This is a genomic window from Sporichthya polymorpha DSM 43042 (assembly GCF_000384115.1).
Lineage (GTDB): Bacteria > Actinomycetota > Actinomycetes > Sporichthyales > Sporichthyaceae > Sporichthya > Sporichthya polymorpha.
On the sequence record NZ_KB913029.1, the window covers coordinates 4,835,085 to 4,854,589 of the forward strand.

General features: G+C 70.8%; 11 protein-coding genes and 1 tRNA gene. 5 read left to right on the forward strand and 7 right to left on the reverse strand.

The window, feature by feature from the left end; genetic code table 11:
- Positions 1-159 precede the first annotated feature (159 nt).
- Together SPOPO_RS33245 and polA are read right to left on the reverse strand one after the other, a co-directional pair.
- Positions 160-1,554, reverse strand: coding sequence for an SdrD B-like domain-containing protein (locus tag SPOPO_RS33245; RefSeq protein WP_169577225.1), 1,395 nt, complete (start codon positions 1,552-1,554; stop codon positions 160-162).
- A 312-nt stretch (positions 1,555-1,866) separates the two neighbouring features.
- Positions 1,867-4,575 carry a DNA polymerase I gene (gene polA, locus SPOPO_RS0123490; RefSeq protein ID WP_028985050.1) on the reverse strand — a complete coding sequence of 903 codons (2,709 nt, stop codon included), beginning with the start codon at positions 4,573-4,575 and terminating at the stop codon, positions 1,867-1,869.
- 133 nt (positions 4,576-4,708) lie between these two features.
- Here polA and SPOPO_RS0123495 point away from each other — a divergent pair, with 133 nt between their 5' ends.
- The 4 genes from SPOPO_RS0123495 to SPOPO_RS0123510 all read left to right on the forward strand — a co-directional run bounded on the left by SPOPO_RS0123495 (position 4,709) and on the right by SPOPO_RS0123510 (position 8,843).
- Positions 4,709-5,980 (forward strand): branched-chain amino acid ABC transporter permease, encoded by a 1,272-nt coding sequence (locus SPOPO_RS0123495; protein WP_211210951.1) that lies wholly within the window; start codon positions 4,709-4,711, stop codon positions 5,978-5,980.
- A gap of 1 nt (position 5,981) precedes the next feature.
- Positions 5,982-6,977, forward strand: a complete 996-nt coding sequence (locus SPOPO_RS0123500) for a branched-chain amino acid ABC transporter permease (RefSeq protein ID WP_019877598.1) — start codon at positions 5,982-5,984, stop codon at positions 6,975-6,977.
- Positions 6,967-8,049, forward strand: a complete 1,083-nt coding sequence (locus SPOPO_RS0123505) for an ABC transporter ATP-binding protein (RefSeq protein WP_019877599.1) — start codon at positions 6,967-6,969, stop codon at positions 8,047-8,049. The genes SPOPO_RS0123500 and SPOPO_RS0123505 overlap by 11 nt, the downstream gene beginning before the upstream one ends.
- 80 nt (positions 8,050-8,129) lie before the next feature.
- Positions 8,130-8,843: an ABC transporter ATP-binding protein gene (locus tag SPOPO_RS0123510; protein ID WP_342672920.1), complete on the forward strand. Its 714-nt coding sequence runs from the start codon at positions 8,130-8,132 to the stop codon at positions 8,841-8,843.
- Positions 8,844-8,959: 116 nt separating this feature from the next.
- On the opposite strand, the gene SPOPO_RS0123515 is transcribed toward SPOPO_RS0123510, so the two are convergent.
- A complete protein-coding gene (locus tag SPOPO_RS0123515) occupies positions 8,960-10,414 on the reverse strand; it encodes an ABC transporter substrate-binding protein (protein WP_019877601.1) in 1,455 nt (484 codons plus the stop codon).
- A 242-nt stretch (positions 10,415-10,656) separates the two neighbouring features.
- The gene (locus SPOPO_RS0123520) at positions 10,657-11,286 is read right to left on the reverse strand and encodes an ANTAR domain-containing response regulator (RefSeq protein ID WP_245541746.1); all 630 of its coding nucleotides are present in this window, start codon (positions 11,284-11,286) and stop codon (positions 10,657-10,659) included.
- Between the two features lie 394 nt (positions 11,287-11,680).
- Here SPOPO_RS0123520 and SPOPO_RS0123525 point away from each other — a divergent pair.
- Positions 11,681-11,765, forward strand: a tRNA-Leu gene (locus tag SPOPO_RS0123525).
- 1 nt (position 11,766) lies between these two features.
- Here the strand turns inward: SPOPO_RS0123525 and pyk are convergent.
- From pyk to gltB, 3 genes are all read right to left on the reverse strand, one after another.
- Positions 11,767-13,209: a pyruvate kinase gene (pyk, locus tag SPOPO_RS0123530; protein WP_019877603.1), complete on the reverse strand. Its 1,443-nt coding sequence runs from the start codon at positions 13,207-13,209 to the stop codon at positions 11,767-11,769.
- 73 nt (positions 13,210-13,282) lie between these two features.
- Entirely contained in the window at positions 13,283-14,752 is a 1,470-nt protein-coding gene (locus SPOPO_RS0123535; protein ID WP_019877604.1) for a glutamate synthase subunit beta, read from the reverse strand.
- Positions 14,745-19,319: a glutamate synthase large subunit gene (gene gltB / locus SPOPO_RS0123540; RefSeq protein WP_019877605.1), complete on the reverse strand. Its 4,575-nt coding sequence runs from the start codon at positions 19,317-19,319 to the stop codon at positions 14,745-14,747. Before gltB ends, SPOPO_RS0123535 begins: the two co-directional genes overlap by 8 nt.
- Between the last annotated feature and the right edge of the window lie 186 nt (positions 19,320-19,505).

The window sequence follows — 19,505 nt, forward strand, 5'->3', positions numbered from 1 at the left end:
GTGCTGGTCGGGCTGATCCTCACCGTCCAGCTGGTCGCGAACGACTCGGTGCGCGCGATCGTGCTCAGCGTGTGCGCGGCCGCGGCGACGCTGTCGCTGGCCGGGCTGGTGTCCGAGCGGCGGACGCTCGGCGAGCGGCCCGTCGGTCCGGTGGTCGGCTCAGGCGCCGGGCTCGGCGAAGAAGCCGACCGCGACGGAGTGACCGGCGGCGACCTCGACGTTCTCGAGACCCTGGCCGCCGAGGAGCCAGCCGGTCGCCGCGAGGACCCCGAGCGGCCGCAGCCCGCTCGGTAGCGTCGCGAGGCGCACCGAGTAGGTACCCGGGGCCAGTCCCGGCAGCAGGAACCGGCCCGCCGCGTCGGTCTCGACGGTCAGGTCGACCGCCTCGCCGGCGGCCGAGGTGCCGAAGATCCGCACCGTGGCTCCGACGACGGCGGTGTCGTCCTCGTCGTCGACGGTGTCGGTCTCGGTCCAGCCGTCCGCGTCGAGGAACACCCGGCCGCCGACGGTGGCGGTCGTCGGGGCCGGCGTGGGCTCGGGGGTCGGGTTGGTGCCGGGGTCGGCCGGCTCCGGGCTGGGCTCGGGGCTGGGGACCGGGCTGGGGACCGGGCTGGGCACCGGGCTGGGCACCGGCGTCGGCTGGGCCGGCGTGGCGGGCGTCGGCTTGGGCGTCGTCGGTGCGGGCGTCGGCTTCGGTTTGGCCGGCGTCGTCGGGCCGGTCGTGCCGGTGCCCTGGCCGCCCTTGCCGGGCTTCGCGCCGGCCTTGGCGTAGACGCCGGCCCACGCGAGCACGTGCGAGACGTACTCCCACGAGCGGTTGTAGCGGAAGACCGCGGCGAGGAGGTCCTCGCGGTCACGCAGGTCTCCCCCGCCGAGGCAGAGGTAGGTCGCCGCGGCGAGGGCGGCGTCGGCGATGTTGTTCGGGTCGGCCTTGCCGTCGCCGTTGCCGTCGCGGCCGAGGCCGGCCCAGGTGCCGGGGAGGAACTGCATCGGGCCGACGGCGCGGTCGTAGACCTTGTCGCCGTCGAGCTTGCCGCCGTCGCTGTCGCGGATCAGCGCGAAGTTGCCCTCGCCGGTCAGCGCCGGGCCGAGGATCGGGCGCAGCGTGGTGCCCTTGGCGTCGACCTCACCGTTGCGGGCGTGGCCGGACTCGATGCGGCCGATGCCGGCGAGGATCGGCCAGGAGATGTGGCAGTCCGGGCGCTGCTGCCGCATGATCCGCGCCGCCGACTGGTACGCGGCGAGCACGCGCGCCGGGATCGCCTTCGAGCCGGGCGTCGTGAGCAGCGGCGCGGGCAGGTCGTCCGCCACGGGGGCGTTGAGGTTCAGGAGTTCGAACAGATCGGGCCCCGGCACCGGCCGCGGCACCTCGACGTCGTAGGGCTGCAGCGGGACGTACGGCAGCAGGTCGTTGGCCGAGATGCCGCGCAGAACGTTCCCGTCCGCCCGGGTCGAGGCCATGAAGACCGATTCGCCCCCGCCCTCCCCGGTGCCGGGGACGATCGTGACGGTCCCGAGGATCGCGGACGACACCGCCGCCGCAGCCGCGACCATCGAGGTCGCGCCGGTCCCCGCGTCGGACCACGCCCGCTTCCGCGCGCCCGCGCGCGCTGCGTTCGTGCGCGCTGCGTCCGTGCGCGCTGCGGTCGAGGCCCCCGGAATCCGCTTCCGTCCCCGTGTCTTCTTCGGTGCACTGTGCCGGCCCATCACGCGCTCTATCGGCGCCCCCGCCGCAGGTCTTGACCCTTGTCGCGCGATTCACAGCCGCCCCGCCCTCACCAGTGGGGGTGACACCCCCACTGCGTTCAACAAGGGGTGTCACCCCCACTGGTACGGCTGGTACGGGTGGGGCGGGGGCGGGGAGGGTCAGTGGCCGGCGTCGTGCCAGGTGCGGCCGGTGCCGACGGAGACGTCGAGGGCGACGGAGAGGGGATAGGCCGCGCCCATCTGCTCGCGGACCAGGGCCTCGAGGGCCTCCTGCTCGCCCGGGGCGACCTCAAGGACGAGTTCGTCGTGGACCTGCAGGAGCATGCGGGACTTCATGCCGGAGCGGGCGAGGGCGTCGGCGACGCCGAGCATCGCGACCTTGATGATGTCCGCGGCGGAGCCCTGGATCGGGGCGTTGAGGGCCATGCGTTCGGCCATCTCGCGACGCTGCCGGTTGTCGCTGGTGAGGTCGGGGAGGTAGCGGCGCCGGCCGAGGATCGTGGAGGTGTAGCCCTCCATGCGGGCCTGGTCGACGACGGCACGCAGGTAGTCGCGCACGCCGCCGAAGCGCTCGAAGTACTCGTCCATCAGCTCGCGCGCCTCGTCGGTCGAGATGTTGAGCTGCTTGGACAGGCCGAACGGCGAGAGGCCGTACGCGAGGCCGTACGACATCGCCTTGATCTTCGCGCGCATCTCGAGCGTGACGCCGTCGGCGGGGACGCCGAAGACGCGCGACGCGACGGTCGTGTGCAAATCCTCGCCGGAGGCGAAGGCCTCCTGCAGGCCCTCGTCCGCGGAGAGGTGAGCCATGATCCGCATCTCGATCTGGCTGTAGTCCGCGGTCATCAGCGCTTCGTAGCCCTCGCCGACGACGAAGGCGGTGCGGATGCGCCGGCCCTCCTCGGTACGGATCGGGATGTTCTGCAGATTCGGGTCGGTCGAGGACAGGCGCCCGGTCGCGGCGATCATCTGGTTGAACGTCGTGTGGATGCGGTGGTGGTCGTCGAGCATCGGGATCAGACCGTCGACCGTGGACTTCAGCCGCGTGACGTCGCGGTGCCGCAGCAGCGCCTCGAGGAAGGGGTGCTCGGTCTTCGCGTAGAGGTCGGCGAGCGCGTCGGCGTCGGTCGTGTAGCCGGTCTTGATGCGCTTGGTCTTCGGCAGCGCCAGTTCGTCGAAGAGCACGACCTGCAACTGCTTCGGCGAGCCGAGGTTCACCTCGTGCCCGATCGCGGCGTACGCGGCCTGCTCGGCGGCCTTGACCTCGCCGCCGAAGTGGGCGGACAGGTGCGCGAGGTACTCGGCGTCGGCCGCGATGCCGATGCGTTCCATCTCCGCGAGGACGCCGACCAGCGGCAGCTCCACCTCGGCCAGCAGCATCGCGCCACCGCGGGCGGTCAGCTCGCCGTCGAGGTGCTCGGCGAGGTCGATGACGGCCCGGGCGCGGACCATCGCCGCGTTCGCGGCCGCTTCCTCGTCGCCACCGTCGAAGGAGAGCTGGCCGCCGTCGGCGCTGTCGTTGCGCAACTCGCGGTGCAGGAAGCGCAGCGCGAGGTCGGACAGCTCGAACGACCGCTGCCCGGGCAGGGCGAGGTAGGCCGACAGCGCGGTGTCGGACGTGACGCCGGCGAGCGTCCACCCGTGCGCCGCGAACGCGAGCATCGGGCCCTTCGCGTCGTGCAGCGCCTTCGGCCGCGACGCGTCGGCGAGCCACGCGGCCAGCGCGGCGTCGTCCTCCGGGGAGATCGTCGCCGGGTCGAGGAAGCAGGCGGTGCCGTCGGCGGCCGCGAGGGCGATGCCGGTCAGCGTCCCGGTCCCCCGCCCCCACGTGCCGGTGACGTCGACGCCGGTGCGGCCCGCACCGCTCGCGTGCTCGGCCAGCCACTCGGCGAGCTCCCCGGAGGCGAGCACCTCGCCGGCGACCTCGAAGCCGGCCTCGGCCTCGGGTTCGGCGGACTCCAGCGTCGCCCACAGCCGCTCGCGCAGGACGCGGAACTGCAGGGTGTCGAAGACGCGGTGGACCTCGTCCCGGTCCCAGTTCTGCAGCGCGAGGTCGGCCGGGCGCACCTCGAGGGGGACGTCGCGGACCAGCTCCGTGAGCTGGCTGTTGGTCATGACCTGGGTCAGGTGCGCGCGCAGCGCGTCGCCGGCCTTGCCCTTGACCTCGTCGGCGCGGTGAATCAGCTCCGCCAGCGAGCCGAACTCCCGGATCCACTTCGCGGCGGTCTTCTCGCCCACCGACGGGATCGACGGCAGGTTGTCCGACGGGTCGCCGCGCAGCGCGGCGAAGTCCGGGTACTGCGCCGGGGTCAGCCCGTAGCGCTCCTCGACCGCGGCCGGGTCCATGCGGGAGAGCTCGGACACCCCGCGCTTGGGGTAGAGCACGGTGACGTGGTCGCTGACCAGCTGGAAGGAGTCCCGGTCGCCGGTGAGGATCAGCACCTCGAAGTTCTCGGCCTCGGCCTGGACCGCGAGGGTCGCGATGACGTCGTCGGCCTCGTAGCCCTCGGCGGTCACCACGGGGATCTTCAGCGCGTCGAGCACCTCGCGGATCAGGCTGACCTGGGGGCGGAACTCGTCGGGCGTCGAGGTGCGGTTCGCCTTGTACTCGGGGAAGGCCTCGCTGCGGAAGGTCGCGCGCGAGATGTCGAAGCACACGGCCAGGTGGGTGGGGGCCTCGTCGCGCAGCGTGTTGATGAGCATCGAGGTGAAGCCGTAGACCGCGTTGGTCGGCGACCCCGTCGTCGTGGAGAAGTTCTCGACCGGCAGCGCGTAGAACGCCCGATATGCGAGCGAATGCCCGTCGAGCAGCAGCAACCGGCCAGCACGTCCGCTTCCGGCACTTTGACCGGGGATCTGGCCGGGGATGTGGTCACTCACCGTGCGAACCTACCGCGCGCCTCTGACGATTCCGGCCCCCCGCCCGCCTCGGGCGGGCATGATCGACTCCGACAATCAGCTCCGACAAAACGTGACCGACGATCCCCAGGGAGGCGGGACGGTGTTCCGCAGGCTGGCCGGCGTGCTGGCGGCGTTCGTGCTCGCCCTCCTGGCCATACCCCTCCTCGCGAGCCCCGCCGCGGCCGAGGGCGAGGACGTGCACGGCCGACTGCGCAACGGCGACGCCGCGGTCGCGGACGTGCGCATCTTCGTCACCGACCCCGCCGGCAACCAGGTCGGGGAGGCCCGCAGCGACGGCGAGGGCAACTGGGCCGTCCCACTGCCCGGTCCCGGCGAGTACACGGTGACGCTCGACACCGAGACGCTGCCCGAGGACGTGAGCCTGCGGAATCCGGACAACACGAGCGTCACCCGCTCGATCGTCGGTGGCCAGGCGGCACCTCAGCTGTTCCCGCTCGGCGAGGGGCGGGCCGTCGCCAAGTCGGACACGATCGAGTGGGTACAGCTGACGGCCGAGGGACTGCGGTTCGGGCTGATCCTCGCGCTCGCGGCGGTCGGCCTGTCCCTGATCTACGGCACGACCGGGCTCGTCAACTTCTCGCACGGCGAGCTCGTGACGCTCGGCGCGATGGTCGCGTACTGGTTCAACGTCGAACTCGGGATACAGCTGCTCCTCGCCGGGGCGCTGACGGTGCTCGTGTGCGGCGTGGCCGGCGGGGCCCAGGACGCCCTGTTCTGGGGACAGCTCCGCAAACGCAAGACCGGTCTGCTCGCGATGATGATCGTCTCGATCGGTCTCGCGCTGCTGGTCCGGTACGTCTACCAGTACCTGTTCGGCGGCGGCTTCTCCTCCTACGAGGACTACCGGACCCAGCCCGCGCGCGAGCCGCTCAACCTCGGTTTCGCCCTCGCGCCCCGCGACTACTGGAGCATGGGCATCGCGGCGGTCGCCCTGGTCCTCGTGCTGTGGGCGCTGGTGGGCACGCGCCTCGGCAAGGCCACCCGCGCCGTCGCCGACAACCCGTCGCTCGCGGCGGCGTCCGGCATCGACGTCGACCGCGTCATCCGCGTGGTGTGGGCCGTCGGCGCGGCCCTGGCCGCCCTGGCCGGCATCCTGCTCGGTCTGGCCCAGCAGGTGAACTTCGCGCTCGGGTTCAACATCCTGCTGCTGATGTTCGCCGCGGTGACCCTCGGCGGTCTCGGGTCGGCGACCGGCGCGGTGCTCGGCAGTCTGATCATCGGGTTGTTCATCCAGCTGTCGACGATCTGGGTGTCCCCGGAGCTGAAGAACGTCGGCGCTCTCGGCGTCCTGATCGTGATCCTGCTCGTGCGCCCACAAGGCATCCTCGGCCGCCGGGAAAGGATCGGTTGAGATGGACTGGGGCCGCATCTTCTCCAACGCCATCGAGTCCGGGCTCGGCATCGACGGCGTGTACTTCGCGCTCGCCGCGATCGGGCTCAACATCCACTTCGGCTACGCCGGACTGCTCAACTTCGGCCAGTCCGCGTTCATGGCCATGGGCGCCTACGGGCTGGCGGTCTCGGTCGCCAGCTACGGCCTGAACTTCTGGGTCGGCATCGCGATCGGGCTCGGGCTCTCCGTCGTCCTCGCGATCCTGCTCGGCATACCCACACTCCGACTGCGCGCGGACTATCTGGCGATCGTGACGATCGCCGCGGCGGAGATCATCCGGTTGATCGTCCGCTCGGTCTCGCTCGAGGACAAGCTCGGCGGCACCGACGGTCTGCAGCAGTACTCGGCCGGCTTCTTCGACCTCAACCCCTACACGGACGGCAAGCAGTACGGCCTGCTGGGCATCGAGTTCAGCGCCCGCGACACCTGGGTCCTCACCGTCGGCTGGGTCCTCGTCGTGCTGTGCTGCCTCCTGGTCTGGACGCTGATGCGCAGCCCCTGGGGTCGTGTGCTCAAGGCCATCCGCGAGGACGAGGACGCCGTGCGCAGCCTCGGCAAGAACGTCTACGCCTACAAGATGCAGGCGCTCGTCCTCGGCGGAGTGATCGGCGCGCTCGGTGGCTTCATCGCGGCGCTCGGCCAGGGCTCGGTCGCCCCGGACCTCTACGGCTCGGAGACGACGTTCTTCCTCTACACCGCGCTGATCCTCGGCGGTGCCGCGCGCGTGTTCGGCCCGGTCGTCGGAGCGGTGATCTTCTGGTCGCTGCTCTCGTTCACCGACAACTTCCTCCGCGAGGCCATCGCGAACGACCACATCTCCGAGTCGGTGATGAACCCCAACCAGGTCGGGCAGGTCCGCTTCATGCTCGTCGGCCTGGGTCTGGTCCTGATGCTGTGCTTCCGCCCGCAGGGCATCTTCGGCGACCGGAAGGAGATCGCGCTCGATGCCCGATGACGCCCAGGACTTCCCGCCCTCCGGTCCCGAGTGGGACTTCCTCCGCGACCCCGACCCCATCGCGGCGCCGGTGCCCGGGGCACCGCCCGTGCCCGTGATGCCGGACGCCGCGCCCGCGGTGAAGTCGGAGCATCACGCGGTCGCGCTCGACGCGCTGTCGGGGACGGCAGCCGAGCCCGGGGCCGCGAAGCCGGACCCGATCCTCGTCGCGGACGCCGTCGTCCGCCGGTTCGGCGGTCTGGTGGCGGTCGACGTTCATCACGTCGAGATCCAGCGGCACTCGATCACCGCGCTGATCGGGCCGAACGGCGCCGGGAAGACGACGTTCTTCAACCTGCTCACCGGGTTCGACCGGCCCGAGGCCGGCGCGTGGACCTTCGAGGGCCGCGTCGTCAGCGGCCTGCCGCCGCACCGGGTGGCGCGGCGCGGCATGGTCCGCACGTTCCAGCTCACCAAGGCCCTGTCGAAGCTCACCGTGCTCGACAACATGCGCCTCGGCGCGCCCCAGCAGCGCGGGGAGGCCCTCTGGGCCGCCGTCGTCCCGCCGCTGTGGAAGCGGCAGGAGGCGGCCGTCACCGCCCGCGCCATGGAGCTGCTCGAGCGTTTCAAGCTCGCCGACAAGGCCGGCGACTTCGCGGGCAGCCTCTCCGGCGGTCAGCGCAAGCTGCTCGAGATGGCCCGCGCGCTGATGAGTTCGCCGCGGCTGGTCATGCTCGACGAGCCGATGGCCGGTGTGAACCCGGCCCTGACCCAGTCGCTGCTCGGCCACGTGCAGAGCCTGCGCGACGACGGCATGACGGTCGTGTTCGTCGAGCACGACATGGACGTGGTCCGCCACATCGCGGACTGGGTCGTCGTTCTGGCGCAGGGTCAGGTCATCGCGGAGGGCCCGCCCGCATCGGTCATGTCCGACGACCGCGTCATCGACGCCTACCTCGGCTCCCACCACGACGCACCGCTGTCCGAGGAGGAGGAAGAGGCCCGCCTCGTCGAGGCCGAGGCCGAACTCGCCGAGGAGATCTCCCACCTGAGCGCCGCGGACCCGTCCACCGAAGGAGGCGCTGCGCCGTGACCGAGCAGACTCCGCCCACGCCGCCCACCACTCCGCCGCCCACCACTCCGCCGGGCGTCCCGCCGCCCGCCCCCGAGGCCCTGTTGCGGGCGTCGAACCTCGTCGCCGGGTACGTGCCGGGGGTCGACATCCTCAACGGCTGCGACCTCCACGCCGCGCCCGGGGAGCTCGTCGCGATCATCGGCCCGAACGGCGCCGGCAAGTCCACGCTGCTCAAGGCGCTCTTCGGCCTCGTGCCGGTGCGCTCGGGCAACGTGACGCTGCGCGGGGAGGACATCACCGGCTTCAAGGCCAACAAGCTCGTCTCCCGCGGAGTCGGGTTCGTGCCGCAGACGAACAACGTCTTCGGGAACCTGACCATCGAGGAGAACCTCCAGATGGGGGTCTTCCAGCAGCCCAAGCGCTTCAAGGAGCGCTTCGCCTACGTGTGCGACCTGTTCCCCACCCTCGGCGCCCGCAAGAACCAGCGGGCGGGCTCGTTGTCCGGCGGTGAGCGGCAGATGGTCGCGATGGGCCGGGCGCTGATGCTCGAGCCGTCGGTCCTGCTGCTCGACGAGCCGTCGGCCGGCCTCTCCCCCGCCCTGCAGGACGAGGTCTTCATCCGGACCAAGCAGATCAACCGCACCGGCGTCACCGTCGTGATGGTCGAGCAGAACGCCCGCCGTTGCCTGCAGATCTGCCACCGCGGCTACGTCCTCGACCAGGGCCGCAACGCCTACACGGGCACCGGCAAGGCCCTGATCAACGACCCGAAGGTCATCGAGCTCTACCTCGGCACCCTCGCCAAGGCCTGACACCACGTCACTCCCCCGTAGCGTCAGCGAGATCGCGCGCCATAGCGCTCGTTCTCGCTGACGTTACGCAAAAGAGAAAGGGCCCCACCTGACGGTGGGGCCCTTCCTCGTCGGTGTTACGGGGTCGAGGTGGCGGTGGCGCTGGGCGACGCCGACTCCTCCTCCTCCTCCTCGGCCTCGGAGGCCGAGCCGCTGGCGCTCTCGCTGCCGCTGGTCGCGGTCGCGGACGGCGACGCCGTGGCACCCGGCTTGGTGTCGTTGTCGGCCGACTCCGTGGTGGACGCGCCACCGGAGATCGGGCCGGTCACGAACTTCAGCGCCTTGTACTGGTTGTCGTTGCCGTACTGGTAGATACCCATCGAGGCAACGGTCGGGTTGCCGTTCGAGTCGAACTCGACGCGGCCGGACTGGCCGTCGTAGTCGATGTCCTTGTCCTCCTGCAGGAGCTTCACGCACTCGGCGAACGTGCCGCACTTCTCGCCGCCCGAGGAGACCTCGACCATCTTCTTGGCGATGTCGACACCCGCGTCGCTGTTGGCCGCCTCGGCCGCGAGCGCGACGAGGACGACGGCGTCGTAGGCCTCACCGGCGTAGCTGTAGTCCTTCAGGCTGGAGTCGAAGCCCTTCAGCTTGGCGACGAAGTCGTCCTGCGGCTTCGAGCCCGGGATGGTGCCCTTGACACCCTCCATCGTGCCCGCGGTCATCTTCGCGTAGCTGGCGTTCGACATGTTGCCGTCGACCATGTACATGGTCTTGCCGGACTTCAGCGGCAGGATGCCCTGCTTGACCATCTCATCGATGATCTTGCTGGACTCCTCGAAGCCGATCAGCGCGATCGCGTCGGGGTCCGCCGACTTCAGCTGGCCGACCTCGGCCGCGAACTCACTGGCCTTCGGGTCGTAGATCTTCTTGGAGACGACCTCGCCGCCGCCGTCCGTGAACGCCTTCTCGGCCTGGTCCGCGAGGCTGGTGCCGTACGCGTCCTGCAGCGCGAGGATGCCGAGGGTCTCGGCACCGTCGTCCAGCGCGGTCTGGCCCACGACGCGGCCCTGGTAGATGTCCGAGGGCGCGGTGCGGAAGTACAGACCCTTGTCCGGGTAGTCCGTCAGGGTCGTCGAGGTGTTGGCCGGCGAGATCTGGAGCACGCCGCTGCCGGTGATGCGGTCGATGACCTTCAGCGTCACCGACGAGGACGCGGCACCGATGATCGAGTCGACACCCGCGTCGAGCAGACGGTTCACCGACTGCGACGCGATGTCGGTCGAGGTGTCGCCGGAGTCCGCCTGCTCCAGCTCGACGTTCTTGCCGAGCACGCCGCCGGCGGCGTTGATGTCCTGGACCGCGAGCTTCACGGCCGCGATCTCCGGCGGGCCCAGGATCTGCAGGTTGCCGGTCTCGGGCAGGAGCGTGCCGATCTTCAGCACGCCGTTGCCGGTGTTGACCTTGGTCGAGGCGCTGGCGGTCGCGTCCGCGTTCGCCTCGTCGTCGTCATCGTCACCGCAGGCGGACAGCGCGAGAGCGGCCGCGGCCACCAGCGCAAGCGCCTTGGCGGCGGGGAAGGCACGTGCCATGAGGAACTTCTCCTTCTCAACCAGTTCGCCGCTCCGACCACGAAGACGAGCGTCCTTCGCGTTGGTGAGGCACGGCGTTGTGGCTCGGAACTTAGTGGAGTGAGGGCAGCACCTCGGGTGACTTGCGGCAGGTCAGATCAAGCCGTGTCCGGTTCGTGATCTTGAACTGCGACATTCGCCCGTTTTGGGCGGAACGACCGTGGCGAGCACCACGTCGGGCCCGCACTCCGACGGCGGGGTGATCAGCCCTCGGGGGTCACGATGGGCTGGGACGCGAAGTCCTCGATGATCACCTCGGCGACCTCTTTCATGGTCATCCGACGGTCCATCGACGCCTTCTGGATCCAGCGGAACGCCTCGGGCTCGCTCAGCCCGTACTTGGTCTGCAGGGCGCCCTTCGCGCGGTCCACGAGCTTGCGGATCTCCAGCCGCTCGGTGAGGCCGGAGACCTCCTGCTCGAGCGCGACGATCTCGGCGTGCCGGGAGACCGCCATCTCGATGGCCGGCAGCAGGTCGTTCTTCGTGAACGGCTTGACGACGTAGGCCATCACACCGGCGTCGCGGGCCCGGGCGACGAGCTCCTTCTGCGAGAAGGCGGTCAGCATGACCACGGCGGCACCGCGGGCGGCCACGATCTGCTCGGCCGCGGTGATGCCGTCGATCACGGGCATCTTGACATCGAGGATGACCAGGCCGGGCGCGTGCTTCGCGACGAGGTCGACGGCCTCCTGGCCGTTCGTGGCCTCGGCGACGACGTCGAAGCCCTCCTCCTGGAGCATCTCCGCCAGGTCCATGCGGATCAGGGCCTCGTCCTCGGCGATGACCACGCGACGGCTGTTGTCCACGGGGGGCGCGGCGCTGGGATCGGTCACAGGGCGAGCCTAGTGCCCGCCGCCCACCCCACCGCCGAGTGCGCCGGACCTGTCCCGAATCGCCCCGAATGGACGCATCCGATTGCGACGGACCCTATCCCGAGAAAACCTCGGACCGTTCCGCCACACCGGTACGCACACGTCGTCACTGATAGCCCTGCGTCACGGGAGTCGTCCTGATGAGCACACCTCGCCCCGCGGCCGGCGCCGCCACCCGGGAGTTCGTCGCCGCACTGCGGCCGGGGTCCGCCGATGCGGCGGCCCCGGCCCGGTTTCGCTCGCGACACCCGAGGGGTGAGGCCGCGTGCTCGGTGACCGTGGAGGGGACGGCCGCTCGATGCGCAGGACCCGCCGTCCGGCGGTGCGGCCGCCCTCTAGGCTTGGCTCCGCACCGGCCGGGGTGGCGGAATGGCAGACGCGGATGGCTCAAACCCATCTGTCCCCACAAGGACGTGCGGGTTCGAATCCCGCTCCCGGCACTCAGTCGTCGCCGTACGCCGGCACGATGAGGTTCACGGCGTCGCCCATGCGGTGGACCCGCATGGCGTTGGTGGAGCCCGGGATCCCGGGCGGGGAGCCGGCGATGATGACGATGCGATCGCCGATCTCGACGCGGCCCAGCTGCAGGAGCGTGGCGTCGACCTGCTTGACCATCTCGTCCGTGTGGCGGACCTCGGGGACGAGGAACGTCTCCACACCCCACGTCAGGGCCAGCTGGTTGCGCACCTCCGGCACGGGGGTGAACGCGAGCACGGGGATCGGTGAGCGGTACCGGGCCAGGCGGCGCGCGCTCTGACCGGACTGGGTGAACGCGACGAGGTACTTGGCCTCGGCGGCCTCGCCCACCTCGGTCGCGGCGCGTGCGATCGCTCCCCCGAGGGTGATCGGCGGGCCCAGCGGCGGGCCGAGGGCGAGGGTGTCCTCCTCGACGGCCTCGATGATCCGCGCCATCGTGCGGACCGCCGTCAGCGCGTGCTTCCCGACGCTCGTCTCGCCGGAGAGCATCAGCGCGTCGGCGCCGTCGAGCACGGCGTTCGCGACGTCGGACGTCTCGGCGCGGGTGGGCCGGGGATCCTCGATCATCGAGTCGAGCATCTGCGTCGCGACGATGACCGGCTTGGCCTTGATGCGGGTGGACAGGATCGCGTGCTTCTGCACGAGCGGGACGTCCTCGAGCGGCAGCTCCACGCCGAGGTCACCGCGGGCGACCATGACGCCGTCGAAGGCCGCGATGATCTCCTCGAGGTTCTCGACGGCCTGCGGCTTCTCGAGCTTCGCGATGACCGGCAGCCGGACGCCGACCTCGTCCATGATCGCGTGCACCTGCTCGACGTCCTTCGCGTCGCGCACGAAGGACAGCGCGATGAGGTCCGCGCGCAGCTGCAGGGCCCAGCGCAGGTCGGCGACATCCTTCTCCGACAGCGCCGGCACACCGACGGCGACGCCCGGCAGGTTCAGGCCCTTGGAGTTGCTGACGGTGCCTCCGTCGACCACGACGGTGTGCACGTCGGTGCCGGTCGTCGACAGCACCTGCAGGCTGATGCGCCCGTCGTCGACGAGGATCGAATCACCGGGCTCGCAGTCGCGCGGCAGCCCCGGGTAGGTCGTCGAGACGACGTTCGCGTCGCCGGGGACGTCGCGGGTGGTGATCGTGAACGGGGCGCCCGCGACCAACTCCACCGGCCCGTCGGCGAAGCGACCGAGGCGGATCTTCGGCCCCTGCAGGTCGACGAGGATGCCGACCGCGCGACCCGCGGCGTCCGAGGCCGCGCGCACGCGGTGGTACCGCGCCTCGTGCTCCTCATAGGAACCGTGACTGAGGTTCAGCCGGGCGATGTCCATCCCGGCGTCGACGAGGGCCCGGATCTGCTCCGCGGACTCGGTGGCCGGCCCCAGGGTGCAGATGATCTTCGCGCGGCGCATGAATCCGACCCTAGAGCCCGCGCGTCCGGCCGACGGTGCTCGATACGCCACCGGCGGCCGGACGCAACGGAGATCACACGACGAGCGGGCGCGCCGAGGGCGGGATCGGGGCCGGCAGATTGGTGCTGCCGGTGAGGAAACGGTCGACGGCGGCCGCGCAGGCGCGGCCCTCCGCGATCGCCCAGACGATGAGCGACTGGCCGCGGCCGGCGTCGCCCGCGACGAACACGCCCTCGACGGAGGACATGTAGTCCTCGTCGCGACGGACGTTGCCGCGCTCGTCGTACTCGACTCCGAGACCGGTGAGCAGCTCGCTCTTCTCGGGGCCGACGAAGCCCATCGCGAGGAACACGATGTCGGCCGGGATCTCGCGCTCGGTGCCGGGCACCTCTTCGAGCTTGCCGTCGACGAACTGGACCTCGGAGAGCACGAGCGCCTGAACGTTGCCGTTGCCGTCGTCGACGAAGCGCTTGGTCGAGACCGAGTACACGCGCTCGCCACCCTCCTCGTGGGCGGAGGCGGTGCGCAGGATCATCGGGTACGTCGGCCAGGGCTGGTTCGCGGGCCGGTCCTCCGGCGGCGTGGGCAGGATCTCCAGCTGCGTGACCGAGAGCGCCTTCTGCCGGTGCGCGGTGCCGAGGCAGTCCGCGCCGGTGTCACCGCCACCGATGATGACGACGTGCTTGCCCTCGGCGGTGATCGGGAACTCGGTGATGTCCCCCTCGGCGAAGCGGTTCCCCCAGGGCAGGTACTCCATCGCCTGGTGGATGCCGTTCAGCTCGCGCCCGGGCACCGGAAGGTCGCGCCAGGCCGTCGCGCCGACGGCGATCACGACCGCGTCGTACTTCGCCTGCAGCTGCTCCGCCGTGATGTCCACGCCGACGTTCACGCCGGGCCGGAACTTGGTGCCCTCCTGCTTCATCTGGCGCAGGCGGCGGTCCAGGTACCGCTTCTCCATCTTGAACTCGGGGATGCCGTAGCGCAGCAGGCCGCCGATGCGGTCGGCGCGCTCGTACACCGCCACGGTGTGGCCGACGCGGGTGAGCTGCTGCGCAGCGGCGAGGCCGGCCGGGCCGGAGCCGATGACCGCGACGGTCTTGGCCGACAGGCGGTCCGGCGGCTGCGGCGTGACGAGGCCGTCCGACCAGGCGCGGTCGATGATCGAGACCTCGACGTTCTTGATCGTCACCGGCTCGGAGTTGATGCCGAGCACGCAGGCCGGCTCGCACGGAGCCGGGCAGAGGCGACCGGTGAACTCCGGGAAGTTGTTGGTCGCGTGCAGCCGCTCGATGGCCTCGCGCCAGTCACCGCGCCACACCAGGTCGTTCCACTCCGGGATCAGGTTGCCCAGCGGGCAGCCGGAGTGGCAGAACGGGATGCCGCAGTCCATGCAGCGCCCGGCCTGCTTGGTGATGATCGGCAGCAGCGCGCGGCCCAGCCCCTCCTCGGGGTAGACCTCGTGCCAGTCGTTCAGCCGCTCGTCGACCGGACGCCGCTTCGCGACCTCCCGGCCCGTGGTGAGAAAGCCGCGGGGGTCAGCCATGGGACGCCTCCATCACACGCTTGACGACGTCGTCGCCGGTCAGTCCTTCGGCCTCGGCCGCCGCCGCGGCGGCGAGAACCCGCTTGTAGTCCCGCGGCATGACCTTGCTGAACCGCGCGAACACGGCGTCCCCGTCGGCGAGCAGGGCCTGGGCGACGGCGGAACCCGTCTCCTCGGCGTGCCGGGCGATCGTCGTTCGCAGGAACTCGCGGTCGGCGTCGTCGAGCGGGTCGAGGTCGACCATCTCGCCGTTCACGTCGCTCGGGTCGAGGTCGAGGATGTACGCGATGCCGCCGGACATGCCGGCGCCGACGTTGCGACCGGTCGCACCGAGGATCACGACGCGACCACCGGTCATGTACTCGCAGGCGTGGTCACCCACGCCCTCGACGACCGCGGTCACGCCGGAGTTGCGGACGCAGAACCGCTCGCCGACCACGCCGCGCAGGTAGATCTCCCCGGCCGTCGCGCCGTAGGCGATGACGTTGCCGGCGATCACGTTCTCCTCGGCCACGAACGGCGCGTTCCGGTCCGGGCGGACGACCAGGCGGCCGCCGGACAGGCCCTTGCCGAGGTAGTCGTTCGCGTCGCCCTCGAGCCGCAGCGTGATGCCGGCGGGCACGAACGCGCCGAACGACTGACCGGCCGAACCGGTGAAGGTGATGTCGATCGTCCCGTCGGGCAGACCGGCACCGCCGTGACGCTTGGTCACTTCGTGGCCGAGCATCGTGCCGACGGTGCGGTTGACGTTGCGGATCGGGACCTGCGCGCGGACCGGCACCGAGCTCTCGATCGCGTCCCGGCAGATCTGGATCAGCTGGTTGTCCAGTGCCTTGTCCAGGCCGTGGTCCTGCGCGGTGACGCAGTACCGGGGGGTGCCCTCGGGCAGGTCCGGCACGTGCAGGATCGGGCTCAGGTCGAGACCGCTGGCCTTCCAGTGGTCTACCGCGGCCGAGGTGTCGAGGAACTCGGCGTGGCCGATCGCCTCGTCGAGGCTGCGGAAGCCAAGGGCGGCGAGGTACTCGCGCACCTCCTGCGCCACGAACTCGAAGTAGTTCACGACGAAGTCGGCCTTGCCCGAGTAGCGCTCACGCAGGACGGGGTTCTGGGTCGCGATGCCGACCGGGCAGGTGTCCAGGTGACAGACGCGCATCATGATGCAGCCCGAGACCACGAGCGGCGCGGTCGCGAAGCCGTACTCCTCCGCACCGAGCAGCGCGGCGACGACGACGTCCCGGCCGGTCTTGAGCTGACCGTCGGTCTGGACCACGATCCGGTCGCGCAGGCCGTTGAGCAGCAGCGTCTGCTGGGTCTCGGCGAGGCCGAGCTCCCACGGACCGCCGGCGTGCTTGAGCGACGTCAGCGGCGAGGCGCCGGTGCCGCCGTCGTGACCGGAGATCAGGACGACGTCGGCGTGGGCCTTGGACACACCCGCCGCGACCGTGCCGACCCCGATCTCGGCGACGAGCTTCACGTGGATGCGCGCGGCCGGGTTCGAGTTCTTCAGGTCGTGGATGAGCTGGGCGAGGTCCTCGATCGAGTAGATGTCGTGGTGCGGGGGCGGCGAGATCAGGCCGACGCCGGGCGTCGAGTGCCGCGTCTTCGCGATCCACGGGTAGACCTTCGGACCGGGCAGCTGGCCACCCTCGCCGGGCTTAGCGCCCTGCGCCATCTTGATCTGGATGTCGTCCGAGTTCGTCAGGTACTCGGCCGTGACGCCGAAGCGACCGGACGCGACCTGCTTGACCGCGGAGCGGCGCTCGGGATCGTGGAGGCGCTCGACGTCCTCGCCACCCTCACCGGTGTTGGAGCGACCGCCGAGGCGGTTCATCGCGATCGCGAGGGTCTCGTGCGCCTCCTGCGAGATCGAGCCGTAGCTCATCGCGCCGGTGTTGAAGCGCTTCACGATCTCGCTGACCGGCTCGACCTCGTCGATCGGCACCGGCGGGCGGACGCCCTCCTTGAGCGCGAACAGACCGCGCAGCGTCATGAGCCGCTTCGACTGCTCGTCGACGCGGTTCGAGTACTGCTTGAAGATGTCGTACCGCCGCGCGCGCGTGGAGTGCTGCAGGCGGAAGACCGTCTCCGGGTCGAACAGGTGCGGCTCGCCCTCGCGGCGCCACTGGTACTCGCCGCCGATCTCGAGCGTGCGGTGCGTCGGCGCGATCCCGTTCGGCGGGTACGCGACGCGGTGCCGACGCCGGACCTCCTCGGCGAGGACGTCGAGACCGACGCCGCCGAGCTGGCTGGTGCAGCCGGTGAAGTACTTGTCGATCAGCTCCTGCGAGAGGCCGATCGCCTCGAAGATCTGCGCGCCGTGGTACGAGCCCACGGTCGAGACGCCCATCTTCGACATGACCTTGAGGACGCCCTTGCCGAGCGCCTTGACGAGGTTGCGGACCGCCTTCTCGGGCTCGATCTGCAGCAGCACCTCGGCGTTGGCGAGGTCCTCGACCGTCTCCATCGCCAGGTACGGGTTGACCGCGGAGGCGCCGAAGCCGATCAGGAGCGCGACATGGTGGACCTCGCGCACGTCGCCGGTCTCGACGACGAGGCCGACGCGGGTGCGGGTCTTCTCGCGGATCAGGTGGTGGTGCACGGCGCCGGTGAGGAGCAGCGACGGGATCGGGGCGTGCTCGGCGTCCGAGTGCCGGTCCGAGAGCACGAGAATCCGGGCGCCGTCCGCGATCGCGGCCGAGACCTCGGCGCAGATCGCGTCGAGGCGCGCCTCGAGCGCGGCGCCGCCGCCGTCGACCTCGTAGAGGCCGGAGATGTTCACCGACTTCAGGCCGGGCTTGTCGCCGTCGGCGTTGATGTGGACGAGCTTGGCCAGCTCGTCGTTGTCGATGACCGGGAACGGGAGCACCACCTGGCGGCAGTGGCTCGGCGTCGAGGACAGCAGGTTGACCTCGGGACCGATCGACGTCGAGAGCGAGGTGACGAGCTCCTCGCGGATCGCGTCCAGCGGCGGGTTGGTGACCTGCGCGAACAGCTGGGTGAAGTAGTCGAACAGCAGCCGCGGCCGGGAGGACAGCACCGCGATCGGGGTGTCCGTACCCATGGAGCCGATCGGCTCCATCCCGGCGCGCGCCATCGGCACGAGCAGGACGCGCAGCTCCTCCTCGGTGTAGCCGAACGTCTGCTGACGCCGCGTCACCGAGGAGTGGGTGTGCACGATGTGCTCGCGCTCGGGGAGCTGGTCGAGCCGGATCAGGCCGGCGTGCAGCCACTCGTCGTACGGGTGTTCCGACGCGAGGCCGGCCTTGATCTCGGAGTCCTCGACGATGCGGTGCTCCTCGGTGTCGACGAGGAACATGCGGCCCGGCTGCAGGCGGCCCTTGCGGACCACCTTGTCCGGGTCGATGTCGAGGACGCCGACCTCGGAGGCGAGGACGACGAGACCGTCGTCGGTGACCCAGAAGCGCGAGGGGCGCAGACCGTTGCGGTCGAGCACCGCGCCGACGAGCTTGCCGTCGGTGAAGGTGACGCAGGCCGGGCCGTCCCAGGGCTCCATGACCGTGGAGTGGAACTCGTAGAACGCGCGTCGCGCGGACTCCATGCCCGCGTTGTTCTCCCAGGCCTCCGGGATCATCATCAGCACCGCGTGCGGCAGCGACCGGCCACCGAGGTGCAGCAGCTCGAGCACCTCGTCGAAACTCGCGGAGTCGCTCGCGCCGGCGGTGCAGATCGGGAAGATCCGCTCCAGGTCGCCGGGGATCAGGTCGGTGACGAGCTGCGACTCGCGCGCCCGCATCCAGTTCCGGTTCCCCTGGACGGTGTTGATCTCGCCGTTGTGCGCGATGTAGCGGTACGGGTGCGAGAGCTCCCAGGACGGGAACGTGTTCGTCGAGAACCGGGAGTGCACGAGCGCGATCGCCGTGGTGAAGCGCCGGTCGGACAGGTCCGGGAAGAAGGGCTCGAGCTGGCCGGTGGTCAGCATGCCCTTGTAGACGGTCGTGCGGGAGCTCAGGCTCGGGAAGTAGACCCCCGCCTCGCGCTCGGCGCGCTTGCGCAGCACGAACGCCTGCCGCTCCAGGGCGAGGCCGTCGTCGCCGCCGAGCCACGCGGACGCGGCCCAGTCCTGCGCCGAGGCCACGAACAGCTGGCGGAAGACCGGCACGGTGGCGCGGGAGCCGGCGCCGAGCAGGGCCGGGGTGACGGGCACGTCGCGCCACCCGAGGACGACCAGGCCCTCCTCCGGGGCCATCGCCTCGATGGCGGTCTCGGCCTGCGCCCGCGCGACCTTGTCGTGGGGCAGGAACGCCATGCCGACCGCGTACGTGCCGGGCTCGGGCAGCTCGAAGTCGACGACCTCCCGGAAGAAGGCGTCGGGGATCTGCGTGAGGATGCCGGCGCCGTCACCCGAGTCGGGGTCGGACCCCGCCGCACCCCGGTGCTCCAGGTTGCGGAGGGCGACCAGCGCCTTGGCGACGATGTCGTAGGAGGGGACCCCGGTCATGGTGGCGACGAACGCGACGCCGCAGGCGTCGTGCTCGTGGCGGCCGGTGTAGAGGCCTTGGGGAACCGGTCCGGAGCGGAACGGGCTCCCGGGTGCGGCCGCAGGCATGAGCCACTCCTGATATCGAGTCCGGACGAGGGGCGAGCGTCGGGCGGACGGCTCGTCGGCGCTGCTGTGGTCGGCGCGCTTCGGTCCGCACGCCGGGTCGGCGCGCTTTGGTCGGCGCATCTGTGGCGCGCACACGGCCGAGAGGAAGCCGAGGGCGCAACCACTCTGTCGGGACGGCACTGGCCC

What these genes read in the sequence shown, in the direction of transcription:
- SPOPO_RS33245 (WP_169577225.1), bottom strand. Translation starts at nt 1,554, where the DNA reads ATGGTCGCGGCTGCGGCGGCGGTGTCGTCCGCGATCCTCGGGACCGTC.
- SPOPO_RS0123500 (WP_019877598.1), top strand. Translation starts at nt 5,982, where the DNA reads ATGGACTGGGGCCGCATCTTCTCCAACGCCATCGAGTCCGGGCTCGGC.
- SPOPO_RS0123505 (WP_019877599.1), top strand. Translation starts at nt 6,967, where the DNA reads ATGCCCGATGACGCCCAGGACTTCCCGCCCTCCGGTCCCGAGTGGGAC.
- SPOPO_RS0123515 (WP_019877601.1), bottom strand. Translation starts at nt 10,414, where the DNA reads ATGGCACGTGCCTTCCCCGCCGCCAAGGCGCTTGCGCTGGTGGCCGCG.
- pyk (WP_019877603.1), bottom strand. Translation starts at nt 13,209, where the DNA reads ATGCGCCGCGCGAAGATCATCTGCACCCTGGGGCCGGCCACCGAGTCC.
- SPOPO_RS0123535 (WP_019877604.1), bottom strand. Translation starts at nt 14,752, where the DNA reads ATGGCTGACCCCCGCGGCTTTCTCACCACGGGCCGGGAGGTCGCGAAG.
- gltB (WP_019877605.1), bottom strand. Translation starts at nt 19,319, where the DNA reads ATGCCTGCGGCCGCACCCGGGAGCCCGTTCCGCTCCGGACCGGTTCCC.